We start from the raw sequence: 18,640 nt of genomic DNA, 5'->3' as shown, positions 1-18,640 counted from the left end.
CGGTGACAGGTCAGAGGGGCAGGGCCGGCTGCTGCACCTTCTCCGCCTTCCACAGCCGCCAGCGCAGCTGCAGGTCCTGCGGGGTGTAGACCACGATCGGACGGCTGGCGTCGTAGGGAACCACGTAGGGCTTGCTGCCCATCGGCACGAACAGCTTCCGCTTCGCCTCGCCGGGGGGGCAGGCCATGCGGGTCGACACCATCGGTCCCACATCGCTCACCCGGTAGACACTGACGCCCAGGGCCTCCACCCAGCTGGCCCGGAAGCGGCCGCGGAAGGCCATCTGGTTGCAGTCGGCCTCCACCTCCCGGCCGGCGATCAGCTGCACCCGCCAGTCGCTGGGGCTGGAAGACAGGCGGGGATCGGCGGTGGGCGGCAGCACCCCGGGCAGCTGGATGACCCAGCGGGTCTGGCCGGCGGCCGGCAGGGGATAGGGCTTCAGATCCAGCCGGGGGATGGCCAGCGCCGGAGCCAGCCCCATCCCCAGCAGGAGCGGCACGGCGACGGCGGCTGCGGCGGGGCGCAGGGCATGGGCCATGGGGCTCCTCCGGCAGATCGGGGACGGTGGCCCCAGGATGGCACTCCTGAAGCCCCTCGGAGCACAGGAGCCGATCACGACGGCGGGCAGCAACGGGACAGGCACCGGGCGTCTCCAGAATGGGCGTCTTTCCCACCCGGCCTCCCATCGCCCGTCCCCTTGCGATCGCCCTGCTCTCCGGCGGACTGGATTCCGCCACCGCCGCGGCCCTGGCGATCGAGGCGGGCCACCGGGTGATCGGCCTCTCCTTCGACTACGGCCAGCGCCACCGGCGCGAACTCGCCGCCGCGGGCGCCCTGGCCGGATCCCTGGGTCTGGAGGAGCACCACACCATCAGTGTGAACCTGGCGGCCTGGGGGGGCTCGGCCCTCACCGATCCCACCATCCCCGTGCCCGATGAGGGAGTGAACGACGGGGAGATCCCCAGCACGTACGTGCCAGGGCGCAACACCGTGTTCATCGCCCTGGGGCTCAGCCTGGCCGAAGCCCGGGGCGCCGGCACCCTGGTGCTGGGGGTGAACGCGGTGGATTACTCCGGCTACCCCGACTGCCGTCCCGACTATCTGGCCGCCTTCCAGACCCTGGCCGACCTGGCCAGCAAGGCCGGGAGGGAGGGCCATGGGGCCCGCCTCTGGGCGCCGCTGGTGCACTGGGACAAGACCGCCATCGTCAGGGAGGCCCTGCGGCTGGGGGTGCCGATCGCGGCCACCTGGAGCTGCTACGGCGGCGGGGAGCACCCCTGCGGCCGCTGCGACAGCTGCCGCATCCGGGATGCCGCCCTGGTGGCGGCGGGGCGATCCGACCTGGCCAGTGGCGCCGCAAGCGCCGACGGCTGCACCCCCGGGGCCCCTTGAAGAGCGACCCGCTTGGCTGGCTGGAGCCCCGGGCCCTGGCCATGGTCCTGGCCGACCGCTTCGGTCAGGACGGGCTGGTGCTGCTCGACGGCGACGGCAGCCCCCTCGGCCGCCACGGCGTGCTGGGGGTGAATCCACTGGCCACGGTGTGCTGCCGGGGCCTGCCGGGCAGCGCCGGCGCGGCCGACCCCTTCGCCGCCCTGGCGGCCCTGCAGCAGCGGGGAGGCCCCTGGCTCGGCTGGCTGGGCTACGAGGCGGGCGCCTGGGTGGAGCCGGCCGACCACTGGCAGGACGCCGACATGGCGACCCTCTGGGCCGCCTGCCACGACCCTCTGATCCACTTCGATCGGGGCGAGCAACGGCTCTGGCTGGAGGGCCGCGATCCCGCCCGGCTGACGGCCATGACCCGGCTGCTCCAGGACCCTGCAACCCACGCCGCGGTCGTGGAGCTGGAGACCCGGCCGGACACCGGAGGGGCCATCCCGCGCAGCGACTGGCACTGGCACACCTCCCCCGAGCGCTACGCAGAGCAGGTGCGGACCCTGCGGGAGTGGATCGCCGCCGGGGACCTGTTCCAGGCCAACCTCACCGCCTGCTGCGAGAGCGTGCGGGAGCGGCGGGCCGATCCCCTGGCCCTCTACCGGCGCCTGGTGCGCCGCGGCCCTGCCCCCTTCGCCGGCCTGGCGGTGGCCGGGGCCGAAGCGGTGATCTCCGCCTCCCCCGAGCGCTTTCTGCGCCTGCACCCCGACGGGCGGGTGGAAACCAGGCCCATCAAGGGCACCCGGCCGCGCCACCACGACCCCGAGGCCGATGCCGCCAGCGCCGCCGACCTGATCTGCGACCCCAAGGACCGGGCCGAGAACGTGATGATCGTCGATCTGCTGCGCAACGACCTGGGCCGGGTGTGCGTGCCCGGGTCGGTGCATGTGCCCCAGCTGCTGGGCCTGGAGAGCTACGCCCATGTGCACCACCTCACCTCGGTGGTGATGGGCCGGCTGGCCGAAGGCCACGGCCTGGTGGACCTGCTGCGGGCCTGCTGGCCGGGAGGGTCGATCACCGGGGCCCCCAAGGTGCGCGCCTGCCGACGCCTCAACCAGCTGGAGCCGGTGCCGCGGGGTCCCTACTGCGGCTCCCTGTTTCACCTGGGCGCCGACGGCGGCTTCGACAGCAGCATCCTGATCCGCACCGTGCTGCAGCGGGGCCGGCGGCTGCGGCTGCATGCGGGCGGCGGCATCGTGGCCGACTCCGACCCGGAGGGCGAGGCGCGGGAGATGGGCTGGAAGATCGAACCCCTGCTGGAGGCACTGGCATGAGCGCTGACCGACCGATCGCCTGGATCGACGCGCCGGAACCCGGTGGTGCCTGGGGCGAACCCGACCGGCTCAGCCTGCCCCTGAGCGACCGCGGCCTGCTGCTGGCCGACGGCCTGTTCGAGACGGTGCTCGTGGAGCGGGGGCGCCCCCGGCTGCTGACGGAGCACCTGGAGCGCTGGCGGGCCTCGGCCGCCCTGCTGGGGATGGCGCCGCCCCCCGGAGCCGACCGGGTGATGGCGCTGCTGGCAGAGGCCGTGGCCCGCAGCGGCCTCACCGGTACCGCCGCCCTGCGGCTCAACTGGAGCCGGGGAGACGGCGGCCGGCAGCGGGGCCTGGCCCTGCCGGCCCCAGGGGAACCCCAGGGTCAGCCCCGATTCTGGCTGCAGCTGAGCCCCTGGCAGCGCCTGACCACGCCCGTGGCAGTGATCGTCAGCCGGCTGGAACGCCGCAACGCCGCCAGTCTGGTGAGCCGCTGCAAGACCTTCGCCTATGCCGGGGCCATCCAGGCCCTGCGGGAGGCCAGGGACGCCGGCGCCCAGGACGCCCTGCTGCTCGGGACCGGCGGCGACCTGAGCGGCGGCAGCAGCGCCAATCTCCTGGTGCGGGGGAAGGAGTTCTGGCGCACGCCGCCCCTGGCCAGCGGCTGCCTGCCCGGGGTGATGCGGGGCCGGGGCCTGGCCCTGGGCCTGTGGAGAGAAGCGCCCCTGGGGGTTGACGACCTGCTCGCCAGCGAGGGGGCGCTGCTGATCAACAGCCTCGGGCTCCGCCCGATCCGAAGCTGCGACGCCGCCGATCTGCCGCTGGCGATGGGTGCGGACGACCTCTGGAAGAGGCTGCTCCCGTCGTCATAGGTTGGCTCCAGCCACCAATGGTCACCTTGTCCGACGCCGTGGGGGACCGGGGGTCCCGGAAGCACCTTCTCGCCCTGGCCGCGGGCCTGGCCATGGGCCTGGTGGGCTGCAGCACCGGCCCCCGGGAGACCGCCATCCAGAACGCCAAGGCGGGCGATCTGCTGGTGGAAGCGGGCGGCAGTCGGGTGGAGCTCGTCAGAGCGTTCCAGACCGGCGCTGCCAACGGGCAGTACAAGGGTGTCGTGAAAGTCAGCACCGCCAATGATCCGGCGAACGTTCAGCTCCATGAAATGAGCGCCATCTGCAGCATCAGGGGAGAGCCCGGCTGGCCGACTTACGACAATCTTTACGGCAATCCCATCAACAATCCCAATGCCGAGAGCAAGTTTTCAGCTGAAGATCGCTGGCAGCGCCTGTTCCATTTTGACGGCAGAACTGAAAAGATCGGCAAGCTCGATTCGGATGGCTGGACTGCACGCCTGAAGGATAATCTCTGCCGTAAAGGCGACTTTGACGACACCGGAATAGCGCCGAGACCAGCAACATGAAGCGGTCAGCTGCCCCCTGATCCGTGCGCTGTCGCCACTTCAGTGGCGCGGGGGAAATGGCACCCAGGTCTGGTAACAATCGACACTTTAGAGCCGCAGTCCATCCTTTTGGATGGATGAGAAAATGCGCTTCGGTTCCTCGATGCCAAAAACACTCTTCTCCGTCGATCTCACCAAGCCGATGGATCAGCAGGACATGCCCGGTCACAACCGCTGGCATCCCGATATCCCTGCCGTCGCCTCCGTGAATCCTGGTGACGTGTTCCGGATCGAATGCAAGGACTGGACGGACGGTCAGATCAAAAACAACGACGACCCCAAAGACATTGAAGATGTCAACCTGGAAGTCGTCCACGTTCTCAGTGGTCCGATCTGGGTCAATGGCGCCATGCCCGGTGACATTCTGGTGGTCGATATTCTCGAGGTCGGTGCCCTTCAGGGTGATGAGTGGGGCTTCACGGGTATCTTCGCCAAGGAGAATGGCGGCGGCTTCCTCACCGACCACTACCCCAAGGCCGCCAAAGCCATCTGGGATCTCGAAGGTGTCTACACCTCCTCCCGCCACATCCCGGGCGTGCGATTCGCCGGCATCACCCACCCCGGCCTGATCGGCTGCGCTCCCTCCCAGGAGCTGCTGAACGAATGGAACCGTCGGGAGACGGAACTCGTGAACACAGCCCCCGACCGCCGCACCTACGGAGCGGGTCTTTCCGGCAGCGAACCGGTGCTGGCGGCCCTGCCCAATCCCAACAGCGCCATCCTTGGCACCCTCCCCTCCAGCGAGTTCGAACGCGTCGCCAACGAGGCCGCCCGCACGGTGCCGCCGCGGGAGCATGGCGGCAACTGCGACATCAAGAACCTCACCAAGGGCACCCGGATCTATTTCCCCGTCTACGTCGAGGGCGCCAAGCTCTCGATGGGCGACATCCACTTCTCCCAGGGAGATGGGGAGATCTCCTTCTGCGGTGCCATCGAGATGTCCGGCTATCTCGATCTCCACGTTGAGATCATCAAGGGCGGCATGGCCAAGTACGGAATGGTCAACCCGATGTTCAAGACCAGTCCGGTCGAGCCCCACTACACCGATTATCTGGTGTTCGAAGGTATCTCGGTGGACGAGTTTGAGGGCAAGCAGTACTACATGGATGTGCACATCGCCTATCGCAGGGCCTGCCTGAATGCCATCGAGTACCTGAAGAAGTTCGGCTACACCGGTGAGCAGGCCTACCTGCTGCTGAGCTGCGCCCCGGTGGAAGGAAGGATCAGCGGCATCGTCGACATTCCCAACGCCTGCTGCACCCTCGCCATTCCCACGTCGATCTTCGACAAGGACATCCTCCCCTGCTGATCTGCAGCGGTTGAATCGGGGGTCTGAGCATCAGGCCCCCATTTCTTTTGTCGATCCATACAGACCAGATCTCCACTCTTCCAGCGATGCCTGTCTACGAATTCAGCTGCAGCAACGGCTGCGAAAACTATGAAGTGTGGCGCCGCATCGATGAGCGCCAGAGCGACACCAACTGTCCCGAATGTGCCGCCGAAGGCACCCGCATCTTCACGCCGGTGATGTCCCTCACGGGGCCCCTGCGGTTGAAGCAGGAGCAATCGGAACCCCGCCTGGTGCGCAAGGAGTCTGCTCCGCCCACCGGAAAGCCCCGACTGAAGGAAAGCGGCACCCGCCCCTGGATGCTCAATCGAGGCTGCTGAGTCGCGAACGGCTAGACGGTCAGGAATTCCTGGATCACATCATCGGAGAGCTGATCCGTCTGGCCGCTCGAAACGATACCCCCCCGCTGCATGGCGTAATAGAAGTCGGACTGGCGTACGAAGTGGAGATGCTGCTCCACCAGCAGCACGCTGATCCCGGTCTCCTTCATGATCCGCTGCACGGCATGCTCGATGTCGAGGATGATCGAGGGCTGAATCCCTTCGGTGGGTTCGTCGAGCAGCAACAGTTTCGGTTTGCCCAGCAGGGCCCGGGCGATGGCGAGTTGCTGTTGCTGACCGCCGCTGAGATCTCCACCCTTGCGCTTGAGAAACTGCTCAAGAATCGGGAAAAGATCGAAGATCAGGGGATCGATATGACGGTTCTTCTCAAGCCCTCCTGGAAGGGCCTCCATGCCAAGCAACAGATTCTCCTTGACCGTGACCTGGGGAATGATGTCCCGGCCCTGGGAGACATAGCCGATGCCGGCCCTGGCCCTGCGGTAGGGGGGCTGGGTGGAGAGTTGGCTATCGCCGTACTCGATGGTGCCGGAACGCTGCTGAAGCAGGCCAATGATGGTCTTGAGAAAGGTGGTCTTGCCGACGCCGTTGCGGCCGATCAGACAGACCATCTTGCCTTCGTGGATGGTCAGGTCCACATTGCGGAGAATGTGGCTCTCTCCGTAATAGACATTCAGGTCGTTGACCTGGAGCAGGGGTGTTTCGGTGGTGGTCGACATGGGGGCGATGGTTATTGGTCGGATGGCGCGATTACTGTTCAGGCGGACCCAGGTAAACCTCGATGACCCGGGGATCAGCTTTGACCTTGTCCAGGGGGCCCTCCGTGAGCACCTGTCCCTGATGCAGCACGGTGACATCGAAACCGAGGTCGCGGATGAATTCCATGTCGTGCTCGATCACCACCACGGTGTGATCGCCCGCAAGGGACTTGATCAGCTCAGCCGTGCGAAGGGTTTCCTCATCGGTAAGCCCGGCAACAGGCTCATCCAGGAGCAGGACTTCCGGAGCCTGAGCCACCAGGGAGGCGATGGCCAGCCACTGTTTCTGGCCGTGGGAAAGGGATCCGGCCTTCACCGTGGCGAAGGGGGTGAGGCCCACATAGTTCATGATGCGATGGACCTCGTCCTTCGCTGACTGGGGCAAAGAGGAACCCAGCAGGCTGAAGGCGTTCTTGAGGGGGGAGGCGGCCAGTTCGAGATTGCGCAGCACCGTGAGGTTGTCGAAGACCCGAGGGGTCTGAAATTTGCGGCCGATCCCCTGACGCGAGATGCGCTGCTCCGATACCCCGAGCAGGGAATGACCCTTGAAGGTCACCGTGCCTTTGGTGGGCCTGACCTTACCGGTGATGACGTCGAGGAACGTGGTCTTGCCGGCGCCGTTGGGACCGATGATCGACTTGAGCTCACCTTTGTAGAGCTTCAGGCTGAGATCGGTAAGGGCATAAAAGCCATCGAAACTCACGCTGACGTCATTGAGTTCGAGTAGTGGTTCGGACATGGACATCGGAAAGGTGCGGAATCGAGAAGGCAGTCACAGAAGAAGGAGGAACAACATCGTCTGGCGGCCTAGTCCACGGCCACGGCCTCCTCGTCGAGTCGGGGATAGGTCTTGGCCTTTCTGGCGATGCCGAAGGCCGCCAGAAGGCTGCGGAGGCCACCGTTGGTGACCCAGCCATAGATTCCATCCGGCATCAGCACCACCACGAAGATGAACAGGGCACCCTGAACGAAAAGCCAGGCCTCGGGCAGGGCCTCACTCACCAGGCTGCGCAGATAGTTCACCAGGGTGGCACCGATGATGGGTCCCACCAAGGTTCCGCGACCACCCACAGCCACCCAGATGACCATCTCGATCGAAAAGGAGATCGACATGTACTGGGGTGAAACAATCCCCGACTGCACGGTGTAGAGAGCTCCAGAGATACCGCAGAGGGCTCCTGCCACGAGGAAGACGATGGTCTTGAAGGGGACGGGATTGAAGCCGGCAAAGCGAATACGTGTCTCATCGTCGCGGATGCCGATCAGGGCGTCACCGAAGCGTCCGCTGGTGAAATAGCGGCATACCAGAAAAGCCAGTGGCAACAGGATCACGGTGAGACGGTAGAACCAGACCTGCATCTCAGGCGAGCCGACCAGTTCACCGAACAATTGGGATGTGCTGGTCTTGAGGCCGTTGGTGCCGTCAAACAGCTTCTGCTGGCCGTTGAAGAAGTGAAAGAAGACCATCAACGCAGCCTGGGTGATGATCGAGAAATACACCCCCTTGATTCTGTTTCTGAAGATCAACCAACCCACCAGACCAGCCACCACCGCTGGGATCACCCAAAGGGCGATCAAGGTGAACACCGGAGACCAGAACGGTGTCCAGAAGAACGGCAACTCCGAAACACCGTAGTTTTCGAAGAATTTGGGAATTCCGTTGCCACCTGCCAGGCTCTTGGTGTTGAGCATCAGGTACATGGCCACCGCATAACCACCCAGGGCGAAGAAGATCCCCTGGCCAAGACTCAGCAGACCGGTGTACCCCCAGATCAGATCGATCGCCAGGGCCGTGATGGCCAGTGCGAAATAGCGTCCGAATAGGTTGAGCCGGAAATCGTCGAGGGCTGCCGGCAGAATGAACAGGGCAATCGCCAGCAGAATCCAGGGGACGAGTCGTTGGAAGAGTTTCAAGATGATGGCCTCCTGGTGGGGAGATGGAAAGGAAAACCGCAGGGGGTGGAGGTGGTCGGGTCAGGCATCGACCGAGCGACCCTTCTGGGGGAACATGCCGTTGGGACGGAACTGGAGAAAGACGATGATGAAGATGAACACGAGCACCAGAGACATGCTGGTGGTCGCAAAGAATTCGATCACGCCGCGGGCTGCATCAGGCAGGTCGGGGAAGATGGTGAGCAGCGTGCCCGAACCGATCACCGACTGGATGATGCCGAGCAGCAAGGCCGCCAGGACGGTGCCGAGGAGATTTCCCACCCCACCCAGCACGATCACCATGAAGCAGGAGACGATGTAGGCAGCACCCAGGTTGGGCCCCACCGATCCCAGCAGGGTGATGGCGCAACCGGCGACACCTGCAAGGCCGGATCCGATGCCGAAAGTGATGCTGTCAACGCGATCGGTGGGAATGCCCAGGCAGTTGCTCATCTGCCGGTTCTGGGTGACCGAACGGATGCGCAGACCCCAGACGCTCTTGTTGAGGAACCAGTAGGTGGCCAGCAGCAGCAAAGCTGACAGCAGGATGATGAAGATTCTCAGACCGGGGAGTTCGATCGTGCCGATCATTCCCCAGCTTCCCTGCAGCCATTTGGGTGCCGTCACATCAATGTTGCGCGGACCGAACCAGGCCTTGGAGAGGGGACGAATCTGATCAAAGAGGTTGACGGCAATCAGGCCGATGCCAATGGAAAGGGCCCAGCCCATTCCATTGAGATAGGTGAAGAAAGGCCGCTGGGAGAACTTGGCTCGCAGTAGCCTTGTGAGGAAGAATCCAACGACAACAGCAACAATGATGCCAAGCATCATGGCCGTGGAGATACTGCGAATCAGCTGAATGAGAATCAGGCTGACACCCCAGGTGGCGAGCAATGTTTCCAGGGGCCGGCCGTAAAGCTGCCGGATCAACGTCCTCTCCAGCAAGACGCCGATCAGGCCCGTCACGATGAAGGCACAGATCAATGAGATGGGGAAATACAGCTCAAAGATCACACCACCCATCGGCTTGAAGGCCGATTGCACCACATAGGTGACATAGGCGCCCAGCATCATGAACTCGCCGTGGGCGAGATTGATGACACCCATCAGGCCAAAAACGATGGCCAGACCAGTGGCCGCAAGCAACAGAACAGATCCGATGCTGAGGCCATCGAGGATCTGAGAGAAGAAGAGTTCCAACGGAATGAATGTTGAAAGTTAGATCCAGCATCGCTCTCGCGACGCTGGATCAGGTCGAACGGGATGGGCTTCGAACCGGAGGGAGGTGGTCCCCTCAGGGACCACCGTTGCTTCACGGATGGGCGGCCTGGGCCGAGATCACATCTTGAACTTGCCGGCGTCAGGACGATCGAGGGTCCAGTCGCAGGTGAAGCCCTTGGTCTCAGGAACGAACTGGTTCCAAGGGATCGGGGGGATCGCCTTGACGCTGTCGTACAGGATCTTGAACTGGCCGGTGGGCTCCGCCTCACCGATGAGCACGCGCTCGGAGGTGTGGTGGTTGGGGAACATCTTGATCTCGCCCTGGGGAGCGGCGAAGGTGATCCCGATCATGTCCGTACGGACCTTGTCGAGATCCTCGAAGGTTCCAGCCTTCTCGACGGCATTCTTCCAGAGGTACACCATGTTGTAGGCCGATTCCGCCGGGTCACCGGTGACCCGATCAGCGCCATACATCTTCTGGAAGTCTTCGGTGAACTTCTTGGACGCCGGGGTATCCAGGCTCATGAAGAAGTTCCAGGCGGCGTAGGTGCCGGTGGTGTACTCAGGACCGATCTGACGAATCTCTTCTTCCGCGATGGAGAAGGACATGATCGGATACTTGGCAGGGTCGATACCCGAAGCCTTGAACTGCTTGAAGAGGGCAACGTTGGAGTCACCGTTCAAGGTGTTGATGATGATGCCACCATCGGGGAAGGCTTTCTTGATCTTGGCGATGATCGGCGCCACCTCAGTGTTGCCGAGAGGGATGTAATCCTCGCCGACGGTTTCTCCACCAAGAGCCTTCATCTGCTCCTTGATGATGGTGTTGGCGGTACGTGGATACACGTAGTCGGAGCCCACCAGATAGACCTTCTTGCCGAGCTTGTCGGAGAACTTGTCCATCAGCCACTGAACCGCCGGTTCAGCCTGCTGGTTGGGAACAGCACCGGTGTAGAAGATGTTCTTGGAACATTCCTGACCTTCGTACTGGATCGGGTAGAAGAGGATGTGGTTCTTCGACTCATACACCGGCAACATCGCCTTACGGCTGGCGGAGGTCCAGCCACCGAAGACGACAGCAACTTTGTCGGAATCGATCAGCTTCTGCGATTTCTCGGCGAAGGTGGGCCAGTCGGAGGCGCCGTCTTCGGTGATGGCGACGATCTTGTAGGACTTGCCGCCAACCTTGACGCCGCCGGCATCATTGATCTCCTTGATGGCCATTTCCTCGACTTCTTTCAAAGTCGTTTCGGAGATGGCCATCGTTCCGCTGAGGGAGTGAAGGATACCGACCTTCACTTCACCGTCGAAATTGCCGCCGGATCCAGACTCACCTCCACAGGAAACGATGGTCACGCTCACGGCAGTTACGGCGAGAGCAGCTGCCAGTCGCCTTGAAAGATGCAGAGACATTGAAGCCTATTCAAGTTGAATTGTAGTCGCCGTAACCGACGGCAAGGTGAAAGGTACGGAAGGACGTGCTTAACCCTGGTATCCAATGAGACAAAAAGCGCCTCAGGGATTGCGGCGGTGCGGATTTGCACGCCGGGCCTCTGTCGATTTGTTGCAATGCTGACGTTTCTTCGTAATGGAAGTAAGCCGGCGACGAGGGGGATGGCCGGAGTTCAGGCGACGGCGAGCTCAGGCAACTGCCGCAACAGAAAGCTCTCGACACGATCGAGGCCTTCGCCGGTGCGCAGATTGGTGAAGCACCAGGGACGGCCCGACCGCATGCGTTCGGTGTCCGCTTCCATCACCGCCAGGCTGGCTCCCACCATGGGGGCGAGGTCGATCTTGTTGATCACCAGCAGATCAGAGCGGGTGATGCCAGGCCCGCCCTTCCTGGGGATCTTGTCGCCAGCGGCCACATCGATCACATAGATGCAGAGATCCACCAGTTCGGGACTGAAACTGGCCGCCAGGTTGTCGCCGCCGCTTTCCACCAGAACCAGGTCAAGGCCCGGGAAGGTCTCCTCCAGTTCCTGCACCGCCGCCCGGTTGATCGAACAGTCCTCCCGGATGGCGGTGTGGGGGCAGCCGCCGGTCTCCACGCCGCGGATCCGCTCGGGGGCCAGGGCCCCGGCGCGGGTGAGGAACTGGGCATCCTCCTGGGTATAGATGTCATTGGTGACCACCGCCAGCTGCAGCCGTTCCCGCAGCCGCCGGCAGAGGGCCTCCACCAGGGCCGTCTTGCCCGACCCCACCGGCCCGGCCACGCCCACCCGCAGTTTGCTGCCCATCGCCCGATCTCAGGATGGCTGCCATCCTGCCGCCGGCGCCCTCAGCTGCGAAACAGGCGGGAGTAGAGCTCCGCGTGACCCAGCTGGGCCAGGCCGGCACCGACGCCGCCGTTCCACAGGGCCTGGGGATCGGCGGCAGCCAGATCGGCGGCCCGGGCAGCGATGGAGGGAGCCAGGGCCAGCTGCAGCCGCTGAGCCTCGGTGGGGCCCAGCGGCACGAGCCGGACGGCGGCGCTGAGCTGGGTGGCCACCCACCCGTAGAGGTAGGCCTCCACCACCTCCAACGGGTCGATCCCCAGGGCCAGCCCCGCCCAGGCCCAGGCCGCGGGCCAGGCCAGACGGGGAGCCGGGCCGGCCGCGGCCGCCGGCGGGAGCGGCGGCAGGGGCAGATCCAGGTCGGACAGCAACTGCAGCAGGGAGCGGCCCATCTGGCGCAGCTGGGCCCGCAGCTCGGCCGCCTCCCTCTGGGCCAGCAACCAGCCATCGAGCTGGCGCACGGCCTCCCAGCCCTCGCCGTCGGGAACGTCGCGCCAGCGGGCCAGGGCGTCCATCAGCCGCGGCAGGCTGGAGGCCTCCAGGGCCAGCCCCCCCCGTGCCAGCTCCGCCCCGAGCCAGCGGCCCACCCCGTCGGCGTCGCGCAGGCTGCCCGCCTGCACCAGCACCTCCAGGCCCTCGGAGTAGCTGAACGCCCCCACCGGCAGGGCGGGACTCACCAGCTGGAACAGACGCAGCCTGCTGAGGCTCATGGCTGCTGCTGCGAGAGCGCCCGGGCGTGGGCGTGGGGATGGCCGTCGTGGCCGTGGTCATGGCCCTGGGAATGGCTCCCCCCGTAGGCACCGGCCTCCGGCAGGAAGGGCTCCAGGCGGCGCTCCAGCCGCAGGCCCGGCAGCTGCTGCAGCAGAGCCTCCAGCACCGGATCCTCCAGCAGCCGCAGGCCGTCCTCCCCCACCTGCAGCGCCACGTGACGGTTGCCGAGGTGATAAGCGGCCCGCAGCAGGGCCAGGGGATCGCGGCCGCTCACCAGCAACAGGGGCTCCGCAGCCGCCTCCACCCGCACCCGAAGCCGGCCGGCGGCATCGGCGAGCCACTCCCCCGGCTCGAGGGCCGCACCCCTGGGGAGCTGCAGCAGCAGGTCCTGGCCGCAGCGGCTGCGGCGGTGGCCCCGCAGCCGGGTGCGCTCATCGGCACTGAGCTCCAGCCGCAGCGGCTCAGGAGCATCCTGCTCACCGGTGGCCTGTCCCGGCGGCAGCCGGCCGATGAGCAGGAGGGGGTCCGGTTCCGTTTCGGCCATGGCCTGCGGTTCGGCGGCAGTTCAACCCCCAGAGTGTGACCCTTCGATCGGGGATCCGCAGGTCCATGGGCGACACAGCGAACGGCTGGTCCGGCACAGCCAGCCTGCGGTTCGCCCGCGGGGCCCGGGGCACCCGGCACCAGGGGGGCGGCACCGCGCCGCTGAAGGTGCAGCGGGCCTTCCAGGGGGCCGACGGCCGCTGCGAGCTGCCGGTCCTGCACACCGCCGGGGGGCTGGTGGGAGGCGACCGGCTCCACATCTCAGCCACCCTGGAGGCCGGCTGCCGGGTCCTGCTCACCAGCGTGGCTGCCCAGAAGGTGTACGGCTCGATCGGCCGCTCCCGCCGGGCGCCGGCGGGGAGCTGGGCCCGCCAGCAGCTGACCTTCGCGGTGGAGGCCGGAGCCGATCTGGAATGGCTGCCCCAGGAACTGGTGCTCTACGCGGGGGCCCTGTACGAGCAGCGCGCCCGGGTGACGCTCGCCCCGGGGGCGGGCTGGCTGGGGGGGGAGGTGGTGCGCCTGGGCCGGACCGCGGCCGGTGAGGAACTGGGCCAGGGGCGCTGGCGCTCCCTGCTGGAGGTCCGCCGGCTTGGGGCGACGGCCGACGGGCCCGACCGCTGGGAGCTGGTGGACCGGCTCGAGCTGTCCGGAGACGCTCTGGAGGAGGCCCATGGGATGGCGGGCCAGCCGGTGTTCGGATCCCTGGTGTGGGCGGCACCCCATCCCCTGCCGGCGGAGCGGATGCAGCGGCTGCTGGAGCTGTGCCGTTCCGATCGCGCGGGCCTGGAGGGTGAGATGGCCTGCGGCGCCCTCGACCAGGGGCTGGTGGCGCGCTACCGGGGCCCTTCCAGCACGGCCGCGCGCTTCTGGTTCGTGCGCCTCTGGGCCCGCATCCGTGCGGAACAGGGGCTGGCGGCTCCGGTCCTGCCCCGGGTGTGGCCCTTCCAGGAGGAGCCGCTGGCGCAGGCTGTCTGCGGGACCTCAGCCGATGGCGAGCGGTAGGGGTGGGGTGCGCAGCAGCACGTCCCCGATCTGATTCGCCAGCAGCGGGGCAGAGATGGCGGCAAGCTGCGGCAGCTGGGACAGGGCGTCGTAGGAGAGGCCCCGCTGTTTCAGCCAGTCCGCCCGCTCCCTGGGCGGCACCTCCAGCTGATCCATCACCGTTTCGGCCCTGTGGTGCAGCACCAGCAGCAGGGGGATGTAGACCGCGGCCAGCATCAGGGTGAAGACGCAGCTCCAGAAGAGCGTGACGCTGGAGGCCAGGGCTTCCAGCGGCTTCTCCATCAGCAGGGCGCTTGACCATTGCATCCAGGAGAACATGTGCAGCAAACCGGCCACCAGGAAAGCCGAGGCCACCACTCCCAACTGCCGGGCGTCCTTGATCCGGGCGGCCAGGGAGGCTTCGGTCCAGCCCCGGGGAGGAGCCAGGATGCAGAGGGGCATGACGGCACAGACCGAGGCCGGAACCACCACGCTCATCACATTGATGACGTCCAGCACCCGATGGACCCCGTCGAGGCGTCCGACGTCCAGCAGTCCGCTGCGGCTGAGGCTTTCGAAGGTCAGATAGAAGATCGCGCTGAGGGGATGACGCTGCATGTCCACGATCACCAGGTGCCCCACCCCGAGCACGCTGAGCAGGGTCGCCAGAGCCAGAAACGGAACCTGGGCAGCACCACGCACCCGGCTGCGCAGCTGCTGGATCAGGAGGCCAAGGGCGGCGGAGCCCACCACCAGATAGATCAACGCCGTGGCAGCCCAGGCCTGCCCCGCCTGGGTGACGGCGTGCCGCGAGAGATCGGCTGAGGGCGACTGGATGACGACGCTGTAGATCTCGTGGAAGGTCTGACCGACCAGCTCGAAGAGGCCGTGCCCCAGCGCCAGCACAGCCACCGGCAGAGTGCCCACGGCGAGGATCTTCAGCTCCTCCAGGGTCAGGGGAGCCCTGCGGATCCAGGCGGTTCCATCCGTCACAGAGGCTGACACGACCAACGGACTCCCGAACCCCATGACCTGAACCTTATGCAGGGTCGTCGGCCCCTTCCCATGCTCAGCCGGTCGTACCCAGAGATCATCCTCCGCCCGCGCGGCCTGAAAGGGCGTCGCTGGCTGATCCCAGAAAAAAGTGCGCGAGGAACCGGTCGCCGCGCCCGTCCCTGACAGGATGCCCCCGTTGCCGCCTGGTCCATGCACCTGACACCTCAGGAGAAGGACAAACTCCTGATCGTCACCGCCGCCCTGCTGGCCGAACGGCGACTGAACCGAGGCCTGCGGCTCAACCACCCCGAATCGGTGGCCTGGCTCAGCTTCCAGGTGCTCGAGGGAGCACGGGATGGCCGCACCGTCGCCGCACTGATGCAGGAGGGCACCACCTGGCTCAGCAGGGAGCAGGTGATGGAAGGGGTGCCGGAGCTGGTCCGGGAGGTCCAGATCGAGGCGGTCTTCCCCGACGGCACCAAGCTCGTGACCCTCCACGATCCGATCCGTTAGCCCCCCTCCCCCATGGCCCCGATCATCCCCGGCGAGCTGATCCCCGAACCCGGAACCCTCGAACTCAACGCCGGCCGGCCCGTGACCACCCTCTCGGTGTCCAACAGCGGCGACCGGCCCGTGCAGGTGGGTTCCCACTTCCACTTCCACGAGGCGAACGACGCCCTCCGCTTCGACCGCGACGCGGCCCGGGGGCTGCGGCTCGACATCCCCGCCGGCACGGCCATTCGCTTCGAGCCCGGCGACACCCGCGACGTGAACCTGATTCCTTACGCCGGCGACCGCCGGGTGTTCGGCTTCAACGGCCTGGTCAACGGCCCCCTCGACTAGGCCAGCCCCGCTCCTTCGTCCCTCCGTCCTCGTCCTTCCGTCCATGCCCTACCGCATCGACCGCCGCGCCTACGCCGAGACCTACGGCCCCACCAAGGGGGACCGGCTGCGGCTGGCGGACACGGAGCTGATCCTGGAGGTGGAGAACGACTTCACCACCTACGGCGACGAGGTCAAGTTCGGCGGCGGCAAAGTGATCCGCGACGGCATGGGCCAGGCCCAGACCCCCAGGGCGGAGGGGGCGGTGGACACGGTGATCACCAATGCCCTGATCCTCGACTGGTGGGGCATCGTCAAGGCCGACATCGGCCTGAGGGACGGCCGCATCTGCGCCATCGGCAAGGCCGGCAACCCCGACATCACCGATGGGGTGACCATCGTGGTGGGGCCGGGCACCGAGGCCATCGCCGGCGAGGGCCACATCCTCACCGCCGGCGCGATCGACACCCACATCCATTTCATCTGCCCCCAGCAGATCGAGACAGCCCTGGCCAGCGGTGTCACCACCCTGATGGGCGGCGGCACCGGCCCGGCCACCGGCACCAACGCCACCACCTGCACCCCCGGGGCCTTCCACCTGGCCCGCATGCTCCAGGCCGCCGAGGGCCTGCCGGTGAACCTGGGCTTCTTCGGCAAGGGCAACGCCAGCACCCCCGAAGCCCTTGAGGAGCAGATCCGGGCGGGGGCCTGCGCCCTCAAGCTGCACGAGGACTGGGGCACCACCCCGGCCGCCATCGACTGCTGCCTGACGGTGGCCGACCGCTACGACGTGCAGGTCTGCATCCACTCCGACACCCTCAACGAGGCGGGCTTCGTGGAGGACACGATCCGGGCCATCGGCGACCGCACCATCCACACCTTCCACACCGAGGGGGCCGGCGGCGGCCACGCGCCGGACATCATCCGCATCTGCGGTGAGGCCAACGTGCTGCCCAGCTCCACCAACCCCACCCGCCCCTACACCCGCAACACCCTCGAGGAACACCTCGACATGCTGATGGTGTGCCACCACCTCGATCCCCGCATCCCGGAAGACGTGGCCTTCGCCGAATCCCGCATCCGCCGCGAAACCATCGCCGCCGAGGACATCCTCCACGATCTGGGCGCCTTCAGCATCATCGCCAGCGACTCCCAGGCCATGGGCCGGGTGGGGGAGGTGATCACCCGGACCTTCCAGACGGCCCACAAGATGAAGGTGCAGCGGGGCTTCCTGCCGGAGGACGCCGCTGATCCCCGCGGGGCCCGCAACGACAACCACCGGCTGAAGCGCTACATCGCCAAGGTGACGATCAACCCGGCCATCGCCCACGGCATCGAAAGCCAGGTGGGCTCGGTGGAGGTGGGCAAGCTGGCCGATCTGGTGCTGTGGAAGCCGGGCTTCTTCGGTGTCAAACCGGAGCTGGTGATCAAGGGGGGCTCGATCGTCTGGGCCCAGATGGGCGATGCCAACGCCTCGATCCCCACCCCCGGTCCCGTGCACGGCCGGCCCATGTTCGCCGCCTACGGCGGCTCCCTGGCCGCCAGCTGCCTCACCTTCCTGAGCCAGGCCGCCCTTGAGGCCGACCTGCCCCGCAGCCTCGGGCTGAAACGGACCTGCGTGCCGGTGGTGCAGACCCGGGGCATCGGCAAGGCCCAGATGCGCAACAACGACGCCCTGCCGAAGGTGGAGGTGGACCCCCAGACCTACGAGGTGTTCGCCGACGGCGAACTGCTGACCTGCGAACCGGCCGAGGTGCTGCCGATGGCCCAGCGCTACTTTCTGCTGTAGCGCCGCTGGCGCATGGTTCGAAGGGCCACAGGCCACCGCATCAGCCGGATGCGGCCGCTTCACCGTTGCAGAGGTCAGCGATCACGGTACGAGGCTTCACAACTCGCAGAGACCTGCCACACGGTTGGATCAAGCGGGGTGACAGGGCCAACCGACCAGCAATAGCTGCCGGTATCAGGAGTTTTTTATCACTCCTCCAGCGCCCAATCCTCCAGATTCGGATCCCGGCGCAAGCCGCGGCGCTCCACCGCCAGGGTGGGCACCTCCGACAGGGGCGCGGCGAAAGCCACCCCGAAGGTGAGAGCGAAGTGGGCTCTGACGAACCAGCGCAGCTGGGCCTGCATGCGGATCTGCCTGAAACCCGGATGGGAGCGGAGGTCGAGCTGCAGCCACTGGCCCGCCTCCATGCTCTGGTCATCGGATGCGAGCAGACAGAAGCCGCCCTCACTCAGATCCAGGATGTCGGCAAGAAACCAGCGGCCGGAGGGCTGGCGGTCGGCATCGAGCCGGCGGATGGCGATGGGGCGGCAGCATTCAACAGCGTGACGCTCAAAGGCCCGATGCTCCTGGCCTGACGCTTCATCCTCCTCGGCCCTGAGGAGGGTGGCGGATTCGAAAGCAACCGTCGCCGGCAGGGGGCTGGTCTCCATGGGGGTCATGAGCACGTTTCCCTGCCTCTCCATCTTGACGTGCGGGCGCCGGGGTGGTCGGGTTTCCGCTGAATCGCCGGAGGAAATTACAGTTTCAGAAGGAGTTCGCCGGCCAGCCCCCCTGGTTTCGTA

General features: G+C 66.2%; 21 protein-coding genes. 10 read left to right on the top strand and 11 right to left on the bottom strand.

The annotated features are described in order from the left end of the window. Positions 1-10 precede the first annotated feature (10 nt). Positions 11-538, bottom strand: a complete 528-nt coding sequence (locus tag KUG41_RS02435; protein ID WP_216900692.1) for an ecotin family protein — start codon at positions 536-538, stop codon at positions 11-13. A gap of 119 nt (positions 539-657) precedes the next feature. Between KUG41_RS02435 and queC the strand changes: the two genes are divergently transcribed. The 6 genes from queC (at position 658) to KUG41_RS02405 (ending at position 5,811) form a co-directional block, all read left to right on the top strand. Further along, positions 658-1,392, top strand: coding sequence for a 7-cyano-7-deazaguanine synthase QueC (queC, locus tag KUG41_RS02430; protein WP_254216746.1), 735 nt, complete (start codon positions 658-660; stop codon positions 1,390-1,392). Next, on the top strand, positions 1,389-2,705 hold the full coding sequence (locus KUG41_RS02425; protein WP_254216745.1) for an anthranilate synthase component I family protein: 1,317 nt from the start codon (positions 1,389-1,391) through the stop codon (positions 2,703-2,705). The genes queC and KUG41_RS02425 overlap by 4 nt, the downstream gene beginning before the upstream one ends. After that, on the top strand, positions 2,702-3,556 hold the full coding sequence (locus KUG41_RS02420) for an aminotransferase class IV (protein WP_216900690.1): 855 nt from the start codon (positions 2,702-2,704) through the stop codon (positions 3,554-3,556). Before KUG41_RS02425 ends, KUG41_RS02420 begins: the two co-directional genes overlap by 4 nt. Positions 3,557-3,573: 17 nt before the next feature. Next, the gene (locus tag KUG41_RS02415) at positions 3,574-4,104 is read left to right on the top strand and encodes a hypothetical protein (RefSeq protein ID WP_216900688.1); all 531 of its coding nucleotides are present in this window, start codon (positions 3,574-3,576) and stop codon (positions 4,102-4,104) included. 142 nt (positions 4,105-4,246) lie between these two features. Continuing rightward, positions 4,247-5,452: a formamidase gene (fmdA, locus tag KUG41_RS02410; protein ID WP_216900884.1), complete on the top strand. Its 1,206-nt coding sequence runs from the start codon at positions 4,247-4,249 to the stop codon at positions 5,450-5,452. Positions 5,453-5,538: 86 nt separating this feature from the next. Continuing rightward, positions 5,539-5,811 (top strand): FmdB family zinc ribbon protein, encoded by a 273-nt coding sequence (locus KUG41_RS02405; protein ID WP_216900686.1) that lies wholly within the window; start codon positions 5,539-5,541, stop codon positions 5,809-5,811. Between the two features lie 11 nt (positions 5,812-5,822). On the opposite strand, the gene urtE is transcribed toward KUG41_RS02405, so the two are convergent. The 8 genes from urtE to KUG41_RS02365 form a co-directional block, all read right to left on the bottom strand. Further along, a complete protein-coding gene (gene urtE, locus KUG41_RS02400; RefSeq protein ID WP_216900684.1) occupies positions 5,823-6,548 on the bottom strand; it encodes an urea ABC transporter ATP-binding subunit UrtE in 726 nt (241 codons plus the stop codon). 31 nt (positions 6,549-6,579) lie between these two features. Further along, the gene (urtD, locus tag KUG41_RS02395; protein ID WP_216900682.1) at positions 6,580-7,326 is read right to left on the bottom strand and encodes an urea ABC transporter ATP-binding protein UrtD; all 747 of its coding nucleotides are present in this window, start codon (positions 7,324-7,326) and stop codon (positions 6,580-6,582) included. A gap of 68 nt (positions 7,327-7,394) precedes the next feature. After that, positions 7,395-8,501, bottom strand: coding sequence for an urea ABC transporter permease subunit UrtC (urtC, locus tag KUG41_RS02390; RefSeq protein ID WP_216900680.1), 1,107 nt, complete (start codon positions 8,499-8,501; stop codon positions 7,395-7,397). Positions 8,502-8,561: 60 nt separating this feature from the next. Next, positions 8,562-9,719, bottom strand: a complete 1,158-nt coding sequence (locus KUG41_RS02385) for an urea ABC transporter permease subunit UrtB (protein ID WP_216900678.1) — start codon at positions 9,717-9,719, stop codon at positions 8,562-8,564. Between the two features lie 138 nt (positions 9,720-9,857). After that, positions 9,858-11,153, bottom strand: a complete 1,296-nt coding sequence (urtA, locus tag KUG41_RS02380; RefSeq protein WP_216900676.1) for an urea ABC transporter substrate-binding protein — start codon at positions 11,151-11,153, stop codon at positions 9,858-9,860. Between the two features lie 212 nt (positions 11,154-11,365). Next, positions 11,366-11,980: an urease accessory protein UreG gene (gene ureG / locus KUG41_RS02375; RefSeq protein WP_216900674.1), complete on the bottom strand. Its 615-nt coding sequence runs from the start codon at positions 11,978-11,980 to the stop codon at positions 11,366-11,368. Positions 11,981-12,021: 41 nt separating this feature from the next. Further along, on the bottom strand, positions 12,022-12,726 hold the full coding sequence (locus KUG41_RS02370; protein WP_216900672.1) for an urease accessory protein UreF: 705 nt from the start codon (positions 12,724-12,726) through the stop codon (positions 12,022-12,024). Beyond that, complete coding sequence (locus KUG41_RS02365) at positions 12,723-13,271, bottom strand: urease accessory protein UreE (RefSeq protein ID WP_216900670.1); 549 nt, start codon at positions 13,269-13,271, stop codon at positions 12,723-12,725. The genes KUG41_RS02370 and KUG41_RS02365 overlap by 4 nt, the downstream gene beginning before the upstream one ends. Positions 13,272-13,336: 65 nt before the next feature. Between KUG41_RS02365 and KUG41_RS02360 the strand changes: the two genes are divergently transcribed. After that, positions 13,337-14,272, top strand: coding sequence for an urease accessory protein UreD (locus KUG41_RS02360; protein ID WP_216900668.1), 936 nt, complete (start codon positions 13,337-13,339; stop codon positions 14,270-14,272). Here the strand turns inward: KUG41_RS02360 and KUG41_RS02355 are convergent. Continuing rightward, positions 14,252-15,256 (bottom strand): hypothetical protein, encoded by a 1,005-nt coding sequence (locus tag KUG41_RS02355; protein ID WP_216900666.1) that lies wholly within the window; start codon positions 15,254-15,256, stop codon positions 14,252-14,254. The genes KUG41_RS02360 and KUG41_RS02355 overlap by 21 nt on opposite strands. A gap of 201 nt (positions 15,257-15,457) precedes the next feature. On the opposite strand from KUG41_RS02355, the gene KUG41_RS02350 reads away from it, so the two are divergent. The 3 genes from KUG41_RS02350 to ureC are packed head-to-tail and all read left to right on the top strand — an operon-like array spanning position 15,458 to position 17,858. Continuing rightward, positions 15,458-15,760, top strand: coding sequence for an urease subunit gamma (locus KUG41_RS02350; RefSeq protein ID WP_216900664.1), 303 nt, complete (start codon positions 15,458-15,460; stop codon positions 15,758-15,760). Positions 15,761-15,772: 12 nt separating this feature from the next. After that, positions 15,773-16,090 (top strand): urease subunit beta, encoded by a 318-nt coding sequence (locus KUG41_RS02345; protein WP_216900662.1) that lies wholly within the window; start codon positions 15,773-15,775, stop codon positions 16,088-16,090. 43 nt (positions 16,091-16,133) lie between these two features. Beyond that, complete coding sequence (ureC, locus tag KUG41_RS02340; protein WP_216900659.1) at positions 16,134-17,858, top strand: urease subunit alpha; 1,725 nt, start codon at positions 16,134-16,136, stop codon at positions 17,856-17,858. A 188-nt stretch (positions 17,859-18,046) separates the two neighbouring features. Here ureC and KUG41_RS02335 read toward each other — a convergent pair whose 3' ends face one another. Next, entirely contained in the window at positions 18,047-18,508 is a 462-nt protein-coding gene (locus KUG41_RS02335) for a PilZ domain-containing protein (protein ID WP_216900657.1), read from the bottom strand. Between the last annotated feature and the right edge of the window lie 132 nt (positions 18,509-18,640).

The organism is Synechococcus sp. CCY 9618 (genome assembly GCF_019038415.1).
In the GTDB taxonomy this organism is placed as follows: Bacteria; Cyanobacteriota; Cyanobacteriia; order PCC-6307; family Cyanobiaceae; genus Cyanobium.
This window is presented reverse-complemented; position numbering and strand designations above follow the sequence as displayed.

What these genes read in the sequence shown, in the direction of transcription:
- ureC (WP_216900659.1), top strand. Translation starts at nt 16,134, where the DNA reads ATGCCCTACCGCATCGACCGCCGCGCCTACGCCGAGACCTACGGCCCC.
- KUG41_RS02405 (WP_216900686.1), top strand. Translation starts at nt 5,539, where the DNA reads ATGCCTGTCTACGAATTCAGCTGCAGCAACGGCTGCGAAAACTATGAA.
- urtE (WP_216900684.1), bottom strand. Translation starts at nt 6,548, where the DNA reads ATGTCGACCACCACCGAAACACCCCTGCTCCAGGTCAACGACCTGAAT.
- queC (WP_254216746.1), top strand. Translation starts at nt 658, where the DNA reads ATGGGCGTCTTTCCCACCCGGCCTCCCATCGCCCGTCCCCTTGCGATC.
- KUG41_RS02335 (WP_216900657.1), bottom strand. Translation starts at nt 18,508, where the DNA reads ATGGAGACCAGCCCCCTGCCGGCGACGGTTGCTTTCGAATCCGCCACC.
- KUG41_RS02350 (WP_216900664.1), top strand. Translation starts at nt 15,458, where the DNA reads ATGCACCTGACACCTCAGGAGAAGGACAAACTCCTGATCGTCACCGCC.
- urtA (WP_216900676.1), bottom strand. Translation starts at nt 11,153, where the DNA reads ATGTCTCTGCATCTTTCAAGGCGACTGGCAGCTGCTCTCGCCGTAACT.
- fmdA (WP_216900884.1), top strand. Translation starts at nt 4,247, where the DNA reads ATGCCAAAAACACTCTTCTCCGTCGATCTCACCAAGCCGATGGATCAG.
- KUG41_RS02360 (WP_216900668.1), top strand. Translation starts at nt 13,337, where the DNA reads ATGGGCGACACAGCGAACGGCTGGTCCGGCACAGCCAGCCTGCGGTTC.
- KUG41_RS02370 (WP_216900672.1), bottom strand. Translation starts at nt 12,726, where the DNA reads ATGAGCCTCAGCAGGCTGCGTCTGTTCCAGCTGGTGAGTCCCGCCCTG.
- KUG41_RS02345 (WP_216900662.1), top strand. Translation starts at nt 15,773, where the DNA reads ATGGCCCCGATCATCCCCGGCGAGCTGATCCCCGAACCCGGAACCCTC.
- KUG41_RS02435 (WP_216900692.1), bottom strand. Translation starts at nt 538, where the DNA reads ATGGCCCATGCCCTGCGCCCCGCCGCAGCCGCCGTCGCCGTGCCGCTC.
- ureG (WP_216900674.1), bottom strand. Translation starts at nt 11,980, where the DNA reads ATGGGCAGCAAACTGCGGGTGGGCGTGGCCGGGCCGGTGGGGTCGGGC.
- urtD (WP_216900682.1), bottom strand. Translation starts at nt 7,326, where the DNA reads ATGTCCGAACCACTACTCGAACTCAATGACGTCAGCGTGAGTTTCGAT.
- KUG41_RS02365 (WP_216900670.1), bottom strand. Translation starts at nt 13,271, where the DNA reads ATGGCCGAAACGGAACCGGACCCCCTCCTGCTCATCGGCCGGCTGCCG.
- KUG41_RS02415 (WP_216900688.1), top strand. Translation starts at nt 3,574, where the DNA reads ATGGTCACCTTGTCCGACGCCGTGGGGGACCGGGGGTCCCGGAAGCAC.
- KUG41_RS02420 (WP_216900690.1), top strand. Translation starts at nt 2,702, where the DNA reads ATGAGCGCTGACCGACCGATCGCCTGGATCGACGCGCCGGAACCCGGT.